This is a genomic window from uncultured Limimaricola sp. (genome assembly GCF_964022235.1).
In the GTDB taxonomy this organism is placed as follows: Bacteria; Pseudomonadota; Alphaproteobacteria; order Rhodobacterales; family Rhodobacteraceae; genus Limimaricola.
This window is the reverse complement of the sequence record NZ_CAXHZL010000019.1, coordinates 15,857-33,953: the sequence shown is the minus strand read 5'-3', so window position 1 is coordinate 33,953 and position 18,097 is coordinate 15,857. Positions and strand designations below refer to the sequence as shown.

Annotated in this window: 19 protein-coding genes and 1 pseudogene; 6 read left to right on the top strand and 14 right to left on the bottom strand. The window is 66.7% G+C overall.

Going from position 1 to position 18,097, the window contains the following annotated elements:
• Positions 1-38: 38 nt before the first annotated feature.
• From AADJ02_RS17790 to AADJ02_RS17780, 3 genes are all read right to left on the bottom strand, one after another.
• Positions 39-644, bottom strand: coding sequence for a LuxR C-terminal-related transcriptional regulator (locus AADJ02_RS17790; RefSeq protein ID WP_341214345.1), 606 nt, complete (start codon positions 642-644; stop codon positions 39-41).
• Positions 645-688: 44 nt separating this feature from the next.
• Positions 689-1,246: a hypothetical protein gene (locus tag AADJ02_RS17785; RefSeq protein ID WP_341214344.1), complete on the bottom strand. Its 558-nt coding sequence runs from the start codon at positions 1,244-1,246 to the stop codon at positions 689-691.
• A 75-nt stretch (positions 1,247-1,321) separates the two neighbouring features.
• On the bottom strand, positions 1,322-1,936 hold the full coding sequence (locus AADJ02_RS17780; RefSeq protein ID WP_341214343.1) for a PepSY domain-containing protein: 615 nt from the start codon (positions 1,934-1,936) through the stop codon (positions 1,322-1,324).
• A gap of 747 nt (positions 1,937-2,683) precedes the next feature.
• Between AADJ02_RS17780 and AADJ02_RS17775 the strand changes: the two genes are divergently transcribed.
• The gene (locus tag AADJ02_RS17775) at positions 2,684-5,011 is read left to right on the top strand and encodes a multicopper oxidase domain-containing protein (RefSeq protein WP_341214342.1); all 2,328 of its coding nucleotides are present in this window, start codon (positions 2,684-2,686) and stop codon (positions 5,009-5,011) included.
• A gap of 34 nt (positions 5,012-5,045) precedes the next feature.
• Positions 5,046-6,038 (top strand): SCO family protein, encoded by a 993-nt coding sequence (locus AADJ02_RS17770; RefSeq protein ID WP_341214341.1) that lies wholly within the window; start codon positions 5,046-5,048, stop codon positions 6,036-6,038.
• A gap of 31 nt (positions 6,039-6,069) precedes the next feature.
• Here the strand turns inward: AADJ02_RS17770 and AADJ02_RS17765 are convergent, their stop codons facing one another.
• A complete protein-coding gene (locus AADJ02_RS17765; protein ID WP_341214340.1) occupies positions 6,070-6,747 on the bottom strand; it encodes a hypothetical protein in 678 nt (225 codons plus the stop codon).
• Here AADJ02_RS17765 and AADJ02_RS17760 point away from each other — a divergent pair.
• Both AADJ02_RS17760 and gspG read left to right on the top strand, forming a co-directional pair.
• On the top strand, positions 6,746-7,300 hold the full coding sequence (locus AADJ02_RS17760; RefSeq protein ID WP_341214339.1) for an A24 family peptidase: 555 nt from the start codon (positions 6,746-6,748) through the stop codon (positions 7,298-7,300). The two genes, AADJ02_RS17765 and AADJ02_RS17760, sit on opposite strands and share 2 nt — an antisense overlap.
• Positions 7,291-7,725, top strand: a complete 435-nt coding sequence (gene gspG / locus AADJ02_RS17755; RefSeq protein WP_341214338.1) for a type II secretion system major pseudopilin GspG — start codon at positions 7,291-7,293, stop codon at positions 7,723-7,725. Before AADJ02_RS17760 ends, gspG begins: the two co-directional genes overlap by 10 nt.
• Here gspG and AADJ02_RS17750 read toward each other — a convergent pair.
• The 6 genes from AADJ02_RS17750 to AADJ02_RS17725 form a co-directional block, all read right to left on the bottom strand.
• Positions 7,683-8,273: a hypothetical protein gene (locus tag AADJ02_RS17750; RefSeq protein WP_341214337.1), complete on the bottom strand. Its 591-nt coding sequence runs from the start codon at positions 8,271-8,273 to the stop codon at positions 7,683-7,685. The genes gspG and AADJ02_RS17750 overlap by 43 nt on opposite strands.
• 8 nt (positions 8,274-8,281) lie before the next feature.
• Entirely contained in the window at positions 8,282-8,680 is a 399-nt protein-coding gene (locus AADJ02_RS17745; protein ID WP_341214336.1) for a type II secretion system protein, read from the bottom strand.
• A gap of 19 nt (positions 8,681-8,699) precedes the next feature.
• Positions 8,700-9,908 carry a type II secretion system F family protein gene (locus AADJ02_RS17740; RefSeq protein WP_341214335.1) on the bottom strand — a complete coding sequence of 403 codons (1,209 nt, stop codon included), beginning with the start codon at positions 9,906-9,908 and terminating at the stop codon, positions 8,700-8,702.
• Between the two features lie 98 nt (positions 9,909-10,006).
• Entirely contained in the window at positions 10,007-10,504 is a 498-nt protein-coding gene (locus tag AADJ02_RS17735; protein ID WP_341214334.1) for a hypothetical protein, read from the bottom strand.
• Positions 10,501-11,046: a GspMb/PilO family protein gene (locus tag AADJ02_RS17730; RefSeq protein WP_341214333.1), complete on the bottom strand. Its 546-nt coding sequence runs from the start codon at positions 11,044-11,046 to the stop codon at positions 10,501-10,503. The genes AADJ02_RS17735 and AADJ02_RS17730 overlap by 4 nt, the downstream gene beginning before the upstream one ends.
• The gene (locus AADJ02_RS17725; protein WP_341214332.1) at positions 11,043-12,032 is read right to left on the bottom strand and encodes a PilN domain-containing protein; all 990 of its coding nucleotides are present in this window, start codon (positions 12,030-12,032) and stop codon (positions 11,043-11,045) included. The genes AADJ02_RS17730 and AADJ02_RS17725 overlap by 4 nt, the downstream gene beginning before the upstream one ends.
• Positions 12,033-12,092: 60 nt before the next feature.
• Between AADJ02_RS17725 and AADJ02_RS17720 the strand changes: the two genes are divergently transcribed.
• The gene (locus tag AADJ02_RS17720) at positions 12,093-13,589 is read left to right on the top strand and encodes a GspE/PulE family protein (protein ID WP_341214331.1); all 1,497 of its coding nucleotides are present in this window, start codon (positions 12,093-12,095) and stop codon (positions 13,587-13,589) included.
• A 206-nt stretch (positions 13,590-13,795) separates the two neighbouring features.
• Here AADJ02_RS17720 and urtE read toward each other — a convergent pair.
• A pseudogene (gene urtE, locus AADJ02_RS17715) lies at positions 13,796-14,448 on the bottom strand (urea ABC transporter ATP-binding subunit UrtE).
• 58 nt (positions 14,449-14,506) lie between these two features.
• On the opposite strand from urtE, the gene AADJ02_RS17710 reads away from it, so the two are divergent.
• Entirely contained in the window at positions 14,507-14,764 is a 258-nt protein-coding gene (locus AADJ02_RS17710; RefSeq protein WP_341214330.1) for a helix-turn-helix domain-containing protein, read from the top strand.
• A gap of 16 nt (positions 14,765-14,780) precedes the next feature.
• Here AADJ02_RS17710 and AADJ02_RS17705 read toward each other — a convergent pair whose 3' ends face one another.
• From AADJ02_RS17705 to AADJ02_RS17695, 3 genes are all read right to left on the bottom strand, one after another.
• Positions 14,781-15,518 (bottom strand): FCD domain-containing protein, encoded by a 738-nt coding sequence (locus tag AADJ02_RS17705; RefSeq protein WP_341214329.1) that lies wholly within the window; start codon positions 15,516-15,518, stop codon positions 14,781-14,783.
• Positions 15,519-15,617: 99 nt separating this feature from the next.
• A complete protein-coding gene (locus AADJ02_RS17700; protein ID WP_341214328.1) occupies positions 15,618-16,691 on the bottom strand; it encodes an isocitrate/isopropylmalate family dehydrogenase in 1,074 nt (357 codons plus the stop codon).
• Positions 16,688-18,082 carry an MmgE/PrpD family protein gene (locus tag AADJ02_RS17695; RefSeq protein WP_341214327.1) on the bottom strand — a complete coding sequence of 465 codons (1,395 nt, stop codon included), beginning with the start codon at positions 18,080-18,082 and terminating at the stop codon, positions 16,688-16,690. Before AADJ02_RS17695 ends, AADJ02_RS17700 begins: the two co-directional genes overlap by 4 nt.
• Positions 18,083-18,097: the final 15 nt, after the last annotated feature.

The window sequence follows — 18,097 nt, the reverse complement described above, 5'->3', positions numbered from 1 at the left end:
GGGTCCACCTTAAAAATTCCGGGGGGTGTGGTCTCGGTTCAGCGCACACCGGAGCGAGGGGCGGCCCGCGCCTCCGACGACTGGCTGGCAATCGCATCCTTCGCATCGGTTTCGGCGACCGAGTTCCCGCCAGCGGTCCGGGACGGTTCGCCCGAACGGCGCGGCAGAACCGCGCCATCCATCAGGTCCTCGATGAACAGGCTCAGCAGCTGTGGCCGTCCGGACACGGCGGCCTTGCGGTAGATCGCGGCGGTCTGCGCCTTCACAGTGCCCTCGCTGGTTCGGCGCATGGCCGCGATATCTTGGATTGACAAGCCCTTGATCGCGAACAGGGCGACGTCGCGCTCGGCCGGTGTCAGGGCCCATTCCCGAAACCTCTGGTCCAGCAGGTCCATGAAGGCGCCCGACGCCGCTCGAAGCTGGGCTTCGACGCGCGCGTTGCGCTGCTGGCTGCGTCGCAGTGCCAAGCCGCCGAGCAGGCTACCCAGGAGCAGACCGATCGCGGCGCCGATCTCGATCAGCTCGTGCGCGAGCCAGGCGATCGTGGTCGTGCCGAGAACCGAGATGACGATATTTCCGATGAAGAACAGCCCGCAGACGGCCTGGATCGAGAGGATCCAGAGGATGGCCCATCGATGAATCATCGCGGTAGAAACTCCCCGGTAGGAGGCGGAAGCCCCAAGTTTGATCAGTCCTCGTCCTCGTCCTCGTCCTCATCGTCGTCTTCGCCTCGACCACGCCCGCGCCCGGAATCGTCGTCGCTGCGGTCCTCGATCTCGTTGTCGTCATTGTCATCGCCGCCGCGTCCGCGGCCTCGCCCACGGCCGGAAGCATCATCCCGTTCGTCACGGTCGTCTACCGCGTCATCATCGCCGCCGTCGTCATCGCGATCCCTGCCGTCACCCTCGCCGCCGGATCGTGCACCGCCCGGGTTGATCAGCCGAGGAACGCTTCGCGTACCGGATCGATCTCTGTCTTCCCAATAATCGCGAAGAATTTCGCCTGTGGCGACGTTGAAGACGATTTCGCGGTAGGTGCTGCCGCGCCAAGCCGCGATACGGGTGCGACCGAGCAGCGTGCGTGAAATCTCCATGTCGGTGAAACCCTGCGACTGCAGCTGACTCACGATGGCGTCCTGGACGGGCTGCGCCATCGCCGGAAGCGGCAGGGCCAATAGGCCGAGGCACAGCACCGATACGCGAGCGAGGTATCGCATCATCGCGCGGAGTCCGAATTGCGCCGTCATACCAATACCATTTCCCGGGTTCCGACAGTGCGGTGGCCGGGCCGCAGGATCGCGGCCCGGCCCATGGGGGTCGATCTAGTCGCCCGACCTGTTTTTGTCATCGTCGTCATCGTCGTCGTCGTCATTGTCATCTTCGTCCCGATCATCGTCATCACGGTCTTCGTCATCACGGTCTTCGTCGTCACGATCCCTGTCGCGATCGTCGTCGCCCCGCCCGCGACCTCGGCCACGTCCCTTGCCGTCGTCCTGCTCGTCCTCGTCGGCCTCATCTTCGGGCCGATCGTCATCCCTTCCCTTGACGCGATCGTCGACCCGCAGGAAGTCGCGCGTTTCCGATCGAAGCTCGAAACCCGGCCGGTCCTCGCCGGGATCGGCGCGCTCCGTCTCCTGCTTGAGGATGCGCAGGTTCCGGTCGTAGATGACCTCGACCTTCATCCCGTCCTTGAACGCTTCGACCTTGTATTGCGTGGGCCCTTCCTTGACCTCGACGCGAGTGAAGTTCTCGGCGCGATACTCGCGCAACAGGGCTTCGCCCTCGGGCGAAGCCGCAACGGCGGTTGCCCCGAACACGAACAGGGCCGTGGTTGCAAAAAAACGCTTTGGCATGGGTTTCAACTCCCGATGAACTGCCCGGACGACGGCCCGGGTCCAGTCCGGTCCATTGCGACAGAGATCGGCGGGCCGCGCCATGCGCCGGTGGTTTAGAGTAGGAAATTGAACCAATAGGGGACGGACATAAACCCAAGTTTATCCGGCCGACGACCGAATTTCCGGTGACGTCACAGGGCGTGGCATGGAGGGAACCCGGTCTCAACTTCGGCTGATCGGACACGACGGGCGCGGTCGAATGTCGAGCAACGAAGATACCCTTTTCAGGGGTTATAAACTCTCCGAGGCAAGCCGAGTATTCGGATCAGACTGGCCTCGATCCAGTCGCGGCGCCACCGGAAAAAGGGGCCGAATCGAATCAGGTCGAATGCCAGAATGTCGGGGCGACAGGCGGCTCGTTCCTTCATGTCATTGCCTTTCGGAGGTCCTGTTTTTCGTACTTGGGGAAACGCGCGGTGCACTTTGGCGCAGGTCTGATTCCGGTGCCGGAACATCCGTGGCCTGTTCTCATATTCATACATCTATAACAGTGGCTTAGGCTCTTTGGCTGGAAAGCCCTGCGACAGCGTACCAACGGTAGTTTTTACATTAATTATTTGATCGTTTCCAAGGCTGACGCTATTCTGGGGACAGGCAATCCGGTCGATGGATGGGGATCAATTCTGACCGGGCGCGAACGATCTGGTTCGCGTGACGAATACCCGAATTTCAATTCCATTTTCGTATGCCGTCTTCGTGACGGGTATATAGTTCGATTGCGCGATCGGAACATGCGTCGGCGATATTGTCCGGGCGGTTCCGTCGGTGTGACATGTATTGAGGTATGCCATGTATATTCAACAGGGGGCTTCGAAGGAACGGATCAGGGAAGCCGAGAACGCGCGCCGCAACAGGGCCGAGATCGTCAAGGCGTTGTCGACCGGGCAGGTCAGCCGGCGGGAGCTTTTCAAATGGGGGATCTTCACCTCCACCGGCGCATTGGCCTGCATCAACGGTCTCAGTCCGTTCGCGCAGAGCGCCCTGGCCGCCGGGAGCGATAACATCACCGGGGTGCCGCGTAGTCCCACCTTCGGGGTCCAGCCCTTCACCCAGAAGCTGCCGCGGTTGAACCTGCAATCGCCGTTGCCTCTGACCCCGGCCCAGCGGGGCCAGGAGATAGACGTCGTCTTTCCCTACGGCACAGAGTGGCACGCCGGGCGGCGCATGTCCTACCACACCGATTTTTCGGCCACGGATGGCGAACTCTATGTCAATCCGATGACCAAGCGCGGCCCGATGGAAGGGCGGCCGCCGGGGGAGTATTTCGCGCATCAAAGATGGCGGGAGTACCTCCCGAAGGTCGGCTTCGTGATGTCGCACACGCCGGTCGCGAAGGGTTGGTCGTTCCACCCCGACATGCCGCCGCAGGAGGCGAACGCGGTCTGGACCTTCGCATCGGGCCAGGCGTTCGAGACCGCCGCGAAGCCGCCGCTGATCAAGATGCGCTACGGCGAGCCGGCGCTGTTCCGCAACTACAACATGTTGCCCGAGAACGAACATGACAACGGCGGCTTCGGCTCCATCAGCCAGTCGACGCACAACCACAACGCCCACAACGCCTCCGCCAGCGATGGCGCGTCGAACGCCCATTTCTTCCCGGGCCAGTTCTACGACTATCACTGGAGCACCACGCTGGCGCGGGCCGACAGCATCAACACCGATGCCACGGATCCGCGTGCGTCCGGACCCGACGGCAATGGCGGCCTCATTCACCTGCCCGGCGACTACCGCGAGTTGCAGTCAAGCCTGTGGTTCCACGACCACCGGTTCTTCTTCACCGCCGAGAACGTCTACAAGGGCCATGTCGGCATGCTGAACTACTACAGCGGTCCGGACCGGGGAAACGAAACCCTGCAGGACGGGGTCAATCTGCGGCTGCCCAGCGGATCGCTGCTCGACTGGGGCAACATCGATTTCGACGTGAACCTGATGATCTCGGACGGCGCGCTCGACAAGAAGGGGCAATACTTCTTCGACATCTTCAACACTGACGGCTTCGTCGGCGACCTGATGCTGGTGAACTTCGCCTACAAGCCGTTCTTCGAGGTGCTGCCGCGCAAATACAGGTTCCGCATCCTGAACGCCGGCATGTCACGCTTCGTCCAGCTGCAGCTGCGCGACCGCCGCGATCGGATCGTGCCGATGACCGTCATCGCCACCGACGGCAACCTCATCACCCGGCCCGTGACCGTCTCGATCCTCGATCAGCAAAGCATCGGCGAGCGGCTCGACGTGGTGATCGATTTTACAAACTTCAGGATCGGCGACCGGCTGAAGCTCTACAACATGCTCAGCCACCAGGACGGGCGCGGGGCCGACAACCTGGAGCACTTCCGCGATATCCAGCGCGGCAAGGTCGTCGATCCGGGGGTGGGCGCGCTGCTGGAGTTCCGCATCGTCGGCGAGGTGGACAGCGTCGACGTGCCGGGTGTCCGGCACCGCGCCACCCAGCCCGATCCGAGCCGGGTGCCGTTGCGCCTCACGGACCCGATCCCGGTGGTCGAGCCGGTTCGCGTCAGGCTGATCGAGTTCCGCAAGGGCGGCGACGACCCGCGCGATTCCAAGACCGGCGAATGCACGCCGGACTGCCCGGATCGCGAGGCCTACCCCTACACGATGCGGGTCAACGGCGAGCGGTCGCATGCCTTCAATGCCAACCGGATCTCGACGCTGATCCCGCGACCGGGAGAGGTCGAGCACTGGGTGCTGCGCAACCCCGGCGGCGGCTGGGACCACCCGGTGCACCTGCACTTCGAGGAGGGGGTGACGATCGACAGGGGCCTCAGACCGCTCTCCGAGGTCGAGAAGGGTTCGCGCAAGGACGTCTGGGCGGCGGGACGCACCGGCGAAGTGCGGATCCAAGTGCAGTTTGGCGAATACGGCGGCGCGTTCGTCAGCCATTGCCACAACACGCTGCACGAAGATTCGGCGATGATCATGCGGTTCGACGTGTTGACCGATCCGAACGATCCCCGCACCTCCCGGATACACGCAGTGGTGGTGCCGACGCCGCATCCGACCGAACGCGGGGTCACCTATTCCCATCCCGAAATCACGCCGGAAGGCAACCCATTCAGCGCGACCTTCAAACCCTTTCCCTCGCTCCTGCCCGATTGAGGATCGGCACGTGCGATGGCGCAGGAGGCCCGAGATGCCGAGACACGCATGGACCACATTCGCCGCGGCCGGGCTGGCGGGGCTGGCAACCGCTGGCTCCGTCGCCGCCACGCCCCGCGACGCGAGCTATTTCACGAACCTGCCCCTGATCGCCCATTCGGGCGAGGAGGTCCGGTTCTACGACGAGCTTATCGAGGATCGCATCGTGGCGATCAGCTTCATCTATACCGACTGCCCCGACCTGTGCTCGCTCTCGACGGCCCGGCTGGCGCAGGTCTACGACTGGCTCGGCGACAGGATGGGGCGGGACATCTTCTTCTACTCGATATCGCTGACCCCCGAGACCGACACGCCGGAGAAGCTGGCCCGGTTCGCCGAGGCCTTCGGGGTGGGCGACGGATGGCTGTTCCTGACAGGGCAGGCGGAGGACATCGACACGATCCGGCACAGGCTCGGGGAACGCAGCCGTTCCCTGTCGGAGCACCGCAGCGACATGGTAATCGGCAATGACCGCACCGGCCATTGGCGGCGCAGCTCGGTGATGGGCAACCTCGGCACCTTGATGCAGTCGATTCTGGAACTGGACCCGGACTGGGTGCCTGACGATGTCGGCGCCGTCGTCGACGCACCGGAGGCCTACAGGCTCGACGGCCACCCGGGCGAGGCGCTGTTTCTCCAAGGCTGCGCCGCCTGCCATAGCATCGGTGCGGGCACGCGGATCGGCCCGGATCTTGCCGGGGTGACGCTCCGGCGCGAACGGGCATGGCTGCGGCGGTATCTCGCGGCGCCGGACATCCTGCTGCGGGACGGGGATCCGGTGGCCGTGGCGCTCGATGCCCGGTTCCCCGATGTGCGGATGCCGTTCATGGACCTGTCGCCCACGGACATCGAGGACCTACTCACCTATCTGCAGGCGGAGTTCGAGGAGTTGACCCGCGAGGGCGGAGGGACGGCGGCGGATCACGCCCATCCTGATCATGCCGCGCATGATCACGCCGTCCATGCCCATGGCGCGGCCCGCGAATGACCGGGGGACCGCGGCCGAAGCTCGACCGGGGTCAGCGGGGCGCCGCGGCAGTTACAGGGTTGACCGCGCGTTTGCGCAGATCGATCTCGGCAGTCTGCCCCGCGGCGCGGTCGGCGCCGGCCAGGGTCGCCGCGGCGGCCCGGATCGACGCCGGGGCCAGATCGGGGTTAATCTCGCCGGTGCGGGCCATCTGCGTGACCAGCGGCGCCAGCCTTGCCCGCGCCGCAGCGTCGAAGCCCAGGCGGGCCAAGGTCTGGGCTTCGCTCGGAAACCGGGTGCCCGGCGGCAGCCCCTCCAGAAGCGCGGCGCGGCGCGCGTCGATGCCGGCTGCCTCCGCCGGCAGAAGCGCCAGCACCTCGGGCGGCGAAAGGTAGAGATCGATGAGCCCTTCTACGTCGGTTGCGCGCACCTCCCAACTCGTGCCGTTCAGCAGCAGGACAAACGGGCTTCCGTCGAGCCGAGGCAGGTTAGAACGCGCGATGTCACCGGGCGCTGAAGATGCCAAGAGGGCACGCACCACCTCCAGCGCGCCCGCCTCGTCCAGCGCCTCGCGGTGGTGTCGCTCGATTCCGGCGAGCACCCTGGCCGTCGCGGCGCCGCGGGACTGGAGCAACAATGCCATGGATGCGAGGAGCAGCACCCCGGCCAGCGTGGCGGGCAAGGCGATCCCGCGTTTTTTCTCTCGCCCGGCCCCAGGATAGCTCTGCATGCGCAACTCCGCGTTTCCGATCCTCATCGTGCTCGTCCCAAGCTACGCCGTGGCGTATCTGGCGGCGGCATGGCTCGCCCCCCTCGGCGGCGGCGCTTCGCTCGCGCTGGTTCTCGCGGCACCGCTGATCTGGCTGAGCGTCACCGACATGCGCCGGTTCGAGATCCCCGACACCGCCACGCTGATCATCGCGCTTTGCGGCCTGTGGTTCCAGTGGGTCGCGCGGCCGGACACGCTGTGGATCGAGGTCGCGTTCGCCTGCGCGCTGACCGCGGTCCTGTGGATCGGCGGCGGGGTCTTCTTTCAGCGGACCGGGCGGGAGGGGCTGGGTATCGGCGACGCCAAGCTGATCGGCGCCGGCGCACTCTGCACCGGTTTCGCAGGGATCTGGTGGGCGCTGCTGCTCGCCTGCCTCGGCGGGATTGCGATGCTGCTCGCCGGACGCGGCACCGGGCGTCTCGGTCGCGAATCCGGCATTCCTTTCGGGCCGTTCCTAGCCTATGCCATCTACATGGTCTTTCTGCTGCAGTTTCCGAGCATGTCATGGCACTGAACCGAGTCCCCGTTCGACGCAATCCCCGGGCCGGGCTCACCCTGCTCGAGATCATGGTGGTCATGGCCATCATCGTGCTGGTGGCCGGGCTGGCGGCGCCGCGGCTGATGGACAACTTCGGCCGCGCCAAGTCGCAGACGGCGCAGATCGGTCTGGCCAACCTCAAGAGCGCGCTGCAGCTCTACTACATCGACGTCGGCCGCTACCCGACCGAGGCGGAGGGGCTCGGAGCGCTGATCTCGGCGCCGGCCGCCGCGAGCGACTGGCGCGGCCCGTATCTCGACGGACCGGAGGGCCTGGTCGACCCTTGGGACCGAGACTATCTCTACCGTTACCCGGTCCAGGACGGTGGCTTCGAGATCCTGACTCTCGGGCGGGACGGTCAGCCGGGCGGCGGCAGGGAAGACAGCGATATCGTGCTTTGACGGGCGGCACGCGCCGGCCGGACGCTCAACGGCGGCAGCGCGCGTCCCACGAGGTCGTAGCGGATGCGCACCAGCTCAGGCAGCCCGGCGCCGGCCGGCCAGGCGGCGTGCCAGCGGCGCTCGTGACCGGGAGGCTGGCCCCAGTATTCGAGCAGAAGCCCATCGGTCGCGGCGGACAGGACAGCGACGCGGCCGGGACTGCCATCGGGCAGCTGCGCAACGGCCCGGAGCGCGCCGTTCGTCCGGCCAAGCGCAACCCGGGTCAGCACCGCCGTCGTGAAGGGCGGCGCATCGATCAGCGTCTCGAAGCTCAAATCAGCCGCGCCGCCCTCGAACGCCACGCCGACCGGAATCTCCTCGATCCAGCGCCGCAGCTCCAGGCGGTCGAGCAACGGGTCGAGAGGTTCCGCTCCGGTGCCGAGCCGGGTCGCGCTACGCGCCGTCGTCTCGAGCATGCTCCCGAGGATCAGCGCCAGCGCCGCCGTCATCGCCAGCGAAACCAGAAGCTCCAGCAGAGTCACCCCCGCGCGGGGAGCGCGACGGCTCATGGGCGGCCTCATCTTGGCGCTCCGTCCGCGACAAGGCTCTCGAGCGTGACCATCCGCTCGGGCGCGCCTGCCTTCCAAGCGCTGACGGTCACCTCCACGATCCTGCCGAGCGCCTCTGGCGCCAGCCCCGGCTCTGCGCGTGCGGGTCGTTCCTCGATGCGCCAGTGCCAGTCGGCCATGGACCCCAATAGCGAGCCCTGCAGCCCGGCCGCGGGGCGGGTGACGAGGTGCTCTTCGGCAACCGACCGGGCCAATTCGGCAAGCCAGGCCCGTTCGAGCCTGATCGCGTTGTCGCGCAGCGTGGCGCTCGTGACCTGAAGGGTCGCGCCGGTGACGGTGGTCAACATCGCGAAGGCAAGCAACACCTCGAGCAGGGTAAAGCCCGATGCGGCGCGGCGGCGCGTCACGCGCCGCGGATCGGGGCGCTCAGACGGCAAGGTCGCTCACCGAGAAGACGGCCCCCATCACCGCGTGCACCAGAAGTCCCACCAGCCCCCCCACCAGCAGGGTCAGTGCGGGGGCCAGGCCCTGCAGGAGCCGCGCAATCCGGCCCTCGATCTGCAGCGCGAGTGCGTCCGACAGCGTGCCGAGTACGGCGTCGAGCGTGTTGGTCCGCTCGCCGATCCGGAACAGTTCGAGAAACAGCGCCGGAAGGTGCGGCGCCTCGGCGAAGGCCTCGTAGGCCCGGCCGCCGGTTCTCACCCGCTCGGCCGCCGCGCGCATCTCGGCCGCGTACATACCCTTGGGTTGCAGCGTGCCGAGCAATTCGAGCGCCTCCAAGAGCGACAGGCCCGAGCGGAGCAGCAGGTCGAGCCCACGTGTCATCCGCAGCAATGCCATGTCGCGCGCGAGCGCGCCGATCACCGGCAAGCGGGGTACGATCCGGCGCTGCGACAGCCGCAGGACCATCGGCGCCAACCCGAGCAGCCCGACCGCCGCCAGCCCGATCCAAGGGCCCCAAGCCGACAGCAGATCGCGCAGCGTCAGAAACAGCGCCAGCCCGGCGGGCGGTTCCAGGCCCCGGCCCGCGAACAGGGGCTCGAGGGCCGGGGCGAAGGTCATGCTGACCAGCACCAGCACACCGATGCCGACCGCCACCAGCACCGTGGGGTAGACGAGCGCCGCGCCGATCTGGCGGCGCAACCTGAGCTGGCTGCGCAGATGCCCCGCCAGGTCACGCAGGAGATCCGGCATCGCGTTCGAGGTCTCGCCCATGCGCAGCAGAGTCGTGAAGACCGGCGCCACGCGCGGCCCGGCCCGGGCGAAGGCCTCGGCGAAGGGCAGCCCTTCGGCCACCAGCCGCGCCACCCGTTCGAGGTGGCCCTTCAGGTCGCGCCGCCGCGTGCCTGCGCCCAAGACCTTCAGGATATCGAGGATCGGCAGCCGAACCCGGAACAGCACGGCCATCTGCTCGGCCAAAGCCGCCTGGGCCTCGAGCGGAATCTGGCGTGCATCGGTTCCGATCTCGCGTTGATACCAAGGCTCGGCCCGGGCGGCCCCGGCATCGTTCAGCTCCACCACCGACAGCCCCATCGCGCGCAATGTCTCGTAGGCCGCCGTCTCGGACGCTTCCTCGAGACGTCCGCGCTCGCGGCGGCCCGCGCGGTTGTAGCCCTTGTAGACGAAGACAGGCACGAGCGGCTTCCTTCCCAATCTGTGCCGGCATGTGCGCCCCCGGCCCGGCTCCCGGCTCCCGGCTCCCGGCTCCCGGCCCCGTCACCGGGCCGGGGCGCCTATTCGAACAAGCGGATCATCTGGTCGGTCCCATTGCGCGAGAGCCGTATCTCGCCCGCGAGGATCTCCTCGACTCTCCAGCCGCCGACCTCGTCGCCGACCTCGACCCAGGCTTCGCCTGCACCGTCGGACGTCCCCAGAAGCGCGCGACTGCCACCCTTGGAGACGAGCGTCCCCTTCACTTCGATCCCGGAGAACCCGTCGATCTCCGTCGCGACCCGGAGTGGGGCTGCGAGCGGCGTCGGAACCTGCGTGTCGGGCCGCCGGCCCTCTACGAAAAGCGGACGGGCGACGACTTGCTCGATCCGCTCGCCATGATCAAGCGGTGTCGGTACCGACACCGGCGGCCGTGCGGCCTGCGGCGAGATGGGAAGGGTGGCGGCGTCCGGGCGTGGCGCGGGGGGCAAAGGCAGCTGCCGGTGAAGGGCGATGACCGATCCGAAGCCGGCGACCAGCGCAAGATGCGCCAGCGGTGGCCAGTACCGCAGCAAGCTCATCCGGGCACCTCCCCCCCGGGAAGCCAGAAGCCCCAGACCACGATCCGCATCGCGACCCTGCTGCCGGCATCGGACGCCGACCCGCCGGGGGCGGCCCGGATCGCCATCTGCGACACTGCCAGACGCGGCTCGATCCGCTCCAGCCCGGCCAGGAAACGCGCCGCCGACTCAAGCGATCCCGTGGCTTCGAGTTCGACCGAGACCACCGGCTGGCTGAGTTGCACGGGCGGTGCGGTGCCTATCGTGGTCAGAGTCAGACCGGTCTCGGCGCTCAATTCGGTCAGCGCCCGTTGCACTTCGAGCGCGCCACTGGCGGCATCAGCGTAGCGACCGGCGATGTCGTCCGGCGGCATCAGCGTAGCGCCCGCCGCCTGCCACAGCGCGATCCGCGACCGCAGCGCCTCGGTCTGCTGTCGCAGTTGCGCGGCCTGCGCGGTCAGGGCCGCCTCTCGTCCGTCACCGAGCCGGGTCAGTCCGAGCGCGAGGGCCGCACCGGCGAGCGTCAGAAGACAAAGGCCGAGCGCGGCGCCGATCCACTTCACGCCGGCACCTCGCCGCGCAGGGCGACACGCAGCTGGAACCGGTTCTGCCGGCTCACGGGATCGACGACGACCGGCCCATCGAGTTCCACGTCGAGGGCCCATGGCGCGTCCCGGATCGCGGCGACTACCGCCGTCACGTCACCTTCCGCGAAACCGACAAGCCGCAGGTCGTCGCCCTCCAGAGACAGAGCCGCGAGCCACACCCCCTCCGTCAGCAGCGTGGTCAGGTTCGACAGGATCAGCAACCGGTGATACTCCGCCCGGAAACACGCAAGGTCCGAGGCCAATGTGGCGCGCGAGGCCTCGCGCGACACCGCCTCCTGCTGCGCCTGCACGGCCCGGTCGGCCAAATCCGTGATCTCCTGCCGCAACCCGGCAATGTCCCGCGCCAGATGCGACAGCTCGCGCCATTGCGCGAACATGGTCCAACCGGCCGTCAGAGCAACCAGGGCGACCAGCGCCAGGCTCCACCTTCGTTCGGGCCGGCTCGCCAGCCGCCTGTTATCGAGAAACGGCATTATCCCGGGCGTATCCATCGTCCGGACGCTGCGCAGGCTCGCACCGGTGTTGTCCACAGCGCGGCGCAGCGCCGCCAGATCGTCCTGCTTCATCAACAGCACGGCGTAGACGAGCCGGTCGCCTCGCCGTTCGGCCGGGGCGGCGCGCCAGACCAGCCCGTGTCCCTGCGCCGGCATCTCCTGGCGCATCTGGACCGCAATCGCGGCCGCGGCCTGTCGCCGGGCGGCACGCGGCAGGGTGACGGATTTCTCAAGGAAGGCATCGCGCGGAAGCACGAGGTCCACCGGGCGTCCGTGCCGCGCGGCGGCCGTCACCGTCGCGAGATCCGCCGCGCCGATGAGGGGCCGCTCGAGTTGCAGTGTCAGTACATGCCGAGGTGGCAGGCCGGCGGTGAAGACAGAGGTCGGAAATAGCAGGCGTCCCGCAGCGCGGAGCTTTCCCAAGGTTCGGGTCAGGGCTACCGTCATTCGAAGAACCAATACAATGTAGAACCGAAACGTTCATATGCACGGGAAGTCCCCGGATCGATGCGCGGGGCCTTCCGTACGAGGATTACGGCTTTTGTCATGACGGTGCGAGTGAAGAGTGAAGGGCAAACGCGAAATGCCCGCATGGCGCAACATCTGTACGGTTCGATCGACCTGACGGAAGCGCAGATGGCCGAGGTCCTGGATCAGGCCGACGCACGCGGCATGCTGCTCGAGCAATTGCTCCTCGAGCAGCGGCTGATCGACGAGGACCGGTTGCTGCCGATGGTTTGCGAGCTCTTGCAGATCGATCACCTCGATGCAGGAGACCTGAACGGCGCCGTGCTCGACCCTGAGGCCGCGAGCCGGCTTTCACTGGCCTACCTGAATGCCAAGGCGGTGGCCCCGCTGTCGTCGCCGGATGCCGGGCCTCAGTCCGTTCTGATGGCCGTACCGGGTGACGCGGCGCTATGCCGGGAGCTCGAGTTCCTGCTGGGGCGCCGGATCGCGCCGCGCGGCGCGACCCGGCGGACCATCCGGTTTCTGCTGTCGCCGGGGCAAGGCACGCGCCCCTCCACGCCGGCCCCGGCGCAGGGTGAGTCGAGCGAGGAAGCAGGGGGGACGCCCGAAATGGAGGGGCCGGTTATCCGTTTCGTGAACGAGAAACTGGCCGACTCGGTGGCGCTGGGGGCGTCCGACATCCATTTCGAAAGCACCGTCTCCAGCCTGGCGCTGCGGATGAGGATCAACGGCCTGCTGTCACGGCAGGCGGTCGACCCGGAACTGAACCCGGCGGCGGTGCTGGCGCGGCTGAAGGTCATGGCGCGCGCCAACGTCTCAGAGCGGCGATTGCCGCAGGACGCGCGGCTGCAACTGCCGATCGCGGGACGTGTCGTCGACTTCCGGTTCTCCTCCCTGCCGACCCAGCACGGCGAGAGCATCGCGCTGCGTGTGCTCGATCCGCGCGCCCTCGAACGGGGTTGGGCCGATCTCGGCTTCGCACCCGATCTGATCGCCGGAATCACCCGGGCGATCGAGAAGCCGAACGGCCTGTTCCTAGTGACCGGCCCGACCGGCTCCGGGAAAACCACGACGCTCTACACGGCGCTGCGCCATCTGAACTCGCCCCTGAGCAAGATCGTGACGGTCGAGGACCCGGTGGAATACGAGCTGCCGGGCATACAGCAGGTGCAGGTGCACGAGGCGATCGGTTTGAGCTTCGCGCGGGTGCTGCGGTCGATCCTGCGGCATGATCCCAATGTGATCATGATCGGCGAGATCCGAGACGAGGAAACCGCAGCGATCGCCTGCCGCGCTGCGCAGGTGGGACGGATGGTTCTGTCGACGTTGCATGCCAACTCGGCCGAAGCCGCCGCGACGCGTCTCGGCGACCTGGGCGTTCCGCGCTACCTCGTGCAGGACGTGCTGCGTGGGGTGCTGTCGCAGTCTCTTGTCCTGCGCAGTTGTGGCGGATGCGGCGGCACGGGCTGCCGTGACTGCGGCTTTACCGGCGCGGTCGAGCGGCGCCTCGAAGCGCGGCTGATCGAAAGGTTTTGAGTGGGCGCGGCGGATGATGGGGCACATTGCCTCGCCCGGCAAATGCCTCGGATGAAGAACCCTGCCGGAGTGTTCCGGGGCAGGATACCGGAGACGAGGATGCGAGCGCCCGACCCTGAACCCGCAGCGGATCGCTCACCACGGCGAACACCCCCACGCCGTCTCGGTCGCGCGCATGCTGCCTTCGAAGTCGCCGCGAGCCATGTTCAGACCGAGACCTTGGACAGCAGCCGCGCGCAGGGCACGTCGTCCCGCGCACCCGTGAGCGTCACCGCGCCGCGCTGCATCACCACTAAGCGGTCGGCGAGGTCGCAAGCGAAGTCGAAATACTGCTCGACCAGTACGATCGTTATGTCGCCGGGATCGCGCAGCTTGGCGATCACTCGGCCGATCTGTGCGATGATGTTAGGCTGGATCCCCTCTGTCGGCTCGTCGAGCAGCAGCACCCGCGGTTTCTGCACCAGCGCGCGGGCGATCGAGAGCTGTTGCTGCTGGCCGCCGGAGAGATCGCCGCCGCGGCGGTGCCGCATCTCGTGCAGCACCGGGAACAGATCGAAGATCTGGTCTGGAACCCGGCGCTCGGCGTGGGGCAGCCCGGCGAAGGCGGTCTCGAGGTTTTCGCGCACGGTAAGGAGCGGGAACACCTCGCGCCCCTGCGGCACGTGGCCAATGCCGCGCTTTGGCATGGCCAAAAGCCCGGTGACCACGTCGTCATTGAGCCGGATCTCGCCGCGGCTGGCCGGGTGGCGGCCCGAAGCGCCTTGAGAAGGCTGGTCTTGCCGACGCCGTTGGTGCCCATCACGCAGGTTACCTCGCCGGGGCGGGCCTCGAGAGAGACGCCGTCGAGGATCTGGGGCACTTTCTAAACTGGGTTGCGACAACCGCTCTATTCTGTGGCAAACACAGGCGTTTGGAAGATGGCCCGCAGAGAGCTGGATCTGCGAGAACGGCGTCTGGTTGAAGACCTTCTACAGGCGAAGATGCCTGTCGCAAAGATTGCGACGGCAATGTCTCGCCATCGCTCAACCATTTACCGCGAGTTTCCGCGCAATCGGTTTGAAGGCAGCGAGCTGCCTCTGCTCAGTGGTTACCACGGTATGCTGGCGAAGGAGCGTGGGGGGAGTCCCTATCCCGCTACCACACGGCGGAGTTGCGCTGGCGGGACCGCTCGCTGAGACCGTTCTCGGATCACTAACGGCCGTCCCTCTTTTCCTCATCTTCTCGAGCATCCGCCTCCGCGGCCATCTCGAAGCGCCGCTTAGATCGCTCTACATGTCGGAAGAAGGCCTCCTGCGCCCTGAGCTTGTCCCCCGCCGCAAGGCTATCGACCATTTCTCGGTGCTCGCGGTTCGACACCGCCAAGCCACCTGCCTGCACCAATCCCTTGGCCCGGCATAGGTGCAGCCGATCGACCAGCCCGTGATACTCATTGACCAAAGAGGCGCTGCCGGTCGCGCCGATAAGATGGTCGTGAAAGGCCAGGTTGGTCGGGTAATAATCGTCGAAATTGCGCTGTTCGGCGAGGGCATCCATCCGTTGCAGGTAGTCGTTCAGCGTCGCTAACATCTCGTCGGTCACGTGATCGACAAGCAGCCGCCCAGCGAGACCGAAGATGGCGGCGCGCAGGTCGTAGATCTCCAACGCTTCCTTGACCGAGATTGACCGGACGAAGACGCCCCTGTTGCGCACGACGTCCAGCAACCCGCGCGCCGCCAGACTGCGTGTCGCCTCACGCAAAGGCCCCCGACTGATACCGAACCGGTTCGAGAGCCGTATCTCGTTCAGCCGTTCGCCGGGTTTCAACTCACCAGTCAGAATGAGGTGTTCGAGCTCTTTCTCGACAGCCCCGGTCAGAGACGAGGTCCGCAAAAGTTCGAGATCGCCCGCTTGAAGCACCGTATTCACCTTGTCTGAGGTCTGGTTAGCCATCGGATAGATTGTAGACAGTCGTATGAGAGATGAGAAGCCGCTGCGGCGAATGACGTTGGCGCCGCAGCCGTGGGGCTGCGGCCAACTTCGCGGAGACGATCATGCCATCGCGGCGAGGATGGCTTCGACCATATCGCGCTGCCGGCCGGTCCCCCGGATATCGGGGGTTCGGCTCGCCGGATCGGCAAGCGCAGCATCAATGCCCGTCTTCATCAGCTCCGACACGCGGCGCGCGCCCGCAAGGTCGCGGTTGTGGCCGAGCCAGTCGAACAGCATGCGCGTCGACTCGATTATCGCATAGGGGTTGGCGAGGCCCTGCCCGGCGATGTCGGGTGCCGAACCATGCGTCGCCTGCGCCATCGCCTTCGAGCCGCGCCCGATGCACAACCCCGGCGCCATGCCGAGCCCGCCGACCAGCCCGGCGGCCTCGTCGGTGAGAATGTCGCCGAACATGTTGGTGGTCACCACCACGTCGAAGCTTTGCGGGTCGCGGACCAGCCGCATCGCCATGGTATCGACAATCACCTCGTCCACCTCGACATCCGGGAAGTCGCGCGCCACCTCGTAGCAGCCATCGACGAACATGCCGCAGCCGAGCTTGTAGACGGTGTTCTTGTGCACCAGCGTCAGCCGCCTCTTGCGCGAGCGCGCGATCTCGAAGGCGGCGCGCGCCACCTTGCGCGAGCCCTCCATGGTGATCACCCGCACTGAGATCGTCACGTCCTGGGTCGGACGGAATTCGCCCGAGCCCGCCACCACGTTGCGATCCGGCTGGAAGCCTTCGTTGTTCTCGCGCACGATGACCAGGTCGATGTCGTTATGCAGGCAGCCGATATCGGCAAACGACCGGGTCGGCCGCACATTGGCGAAAAGATCGAAGCGTTTGCGCAAGATCGGGTGCGGGTTCACCGCCTCCGGCATCTTGGGATACTCGCGATGTCCGATCGGCCCGAGGATCCAGCCATCAAGGCTTTCGAGCGTCTCGAGTGTGCCCTCGGGCATGGTGTGACCGTGGGTGTCTAGCGCCCGGCGTCCGATCGGCACCTCGACCCAAGTGACGTCCTGCCCGGCGATCGCGGCGGCCTTGCGGGCCACCTCGACCGAGGCGGGGACGACCTCATGGCCGATGTCGTCCCCCTCCAGAACGCCGATCCTCAGACCGGCACCGTTCATGCGGCGGCGCCCTTCTTGCGCACCGCCTCAGACGAGACCCGCGCCACCTCGGCCACGTCGTCGAGATCCGCGCTCTTCCAGGCGATGTCGAGCAGCCGATCGGTCGCCGCCTCGCCGATCACCAGCGCCGACTGCACCCGGAACTTTTCGGTCACCTGCTCGTCGCTGAGCGGCTTGTCACGGCTGCCAAGCGCGCGCTCGACCTCCTTGGTGACGGTGGTGCCGTCGCGCATCTTGGCCTCGATCCGTACCGAGGCGCTATGACGGTCGGGGTTGGCGGTGGCGGTAACGGCGTCACGCAGTGCCACGATCTCGGGGGCGCGCACCACCTCGTCGGTGAAGGCCGTCGGTGCGCCGTCGCCGCGCAAAAGCGCGCAAGCGGCCGAGTGAAACACGCTGAACTTGCCTTCCAGCCCGGTCTTGGGGTCGCGCTTTCCGGTGAGTTCGAGCACCAGCGGATGCGCGTCGAGATGCAGGCTCTCGACCTCGGAGACCCGGTCGCCCAGCTCGTCGCGCAGCTGGATGCAGCCGTCGATCGCCGGATGGATGACGATGCCGCAGGCGAAGGGCTTGTAGGAGTTGAGCCCGGCTTCCCAGTGATCGCCAAGACCGTCGATGATCTCGCTCCAGTCCTGCTTGTCGGACATCACGCATGCAAAGCCGCGCGGCGCTTCGATTACCCGCTCGGAGCTGTCGAAGCCCGCCTGCGCCATGAGCGCGCTGCACAAGCCGTTCTGCGCGGCGCGGCCCGGATGGAAGCTTTTGGTCATGGTGCCGAACTGCTCGCGGAAGCCCGACGACTGGGTGCCGGCGAGACCAAAGGCCCACCGCATTTGCTGCTTGTTCAGCCCGAGCAGTTTGCCCGCTGCGGCGGCGGCGCCGAAGACGCCCGCGGTGCCGGTGATGTGCCAGCCGCGGTCGTAATGGTCGGGATAGACCGAATTGCCGATCCGGCACTCCACCTCGACCCCGACGATCAGCGCGGTGATGAAATCATAGCCCGAGATCTTGCGGGTCTCGGCCAGCGCGAGGATTGCCGAAGCCACCGGCCCGGCCGGGTGGATGATCGTCTTGAGATGCGTGTCGTCATAGTCGAGCACATGCGAGGTAATGCCGTTGAGCAGCGCCGCGTGCAGCGCGTCCATCTTCTCGGCCCGACCCAGAACGCTCGACGTGGCCTTGCCACTGAACGGCATCAGTGCCTTGAGCGCGGCATCTACCGTCTCGTGCGAGGCGCCGCCGACCGCGCATCCGACCCAGTTCACGAAGGTGCGCAGCCCCTCGTAGCGGATCTCGTTCGGGATGTCGGCACCTTGGATGTCGATCACCCAATCGGCCAGGATTTCGGTAACGTTCGGGGTGCCGGGAGGCGTGGGTTGGTGTCCGCTCATCGTGGTCTCCTTGAG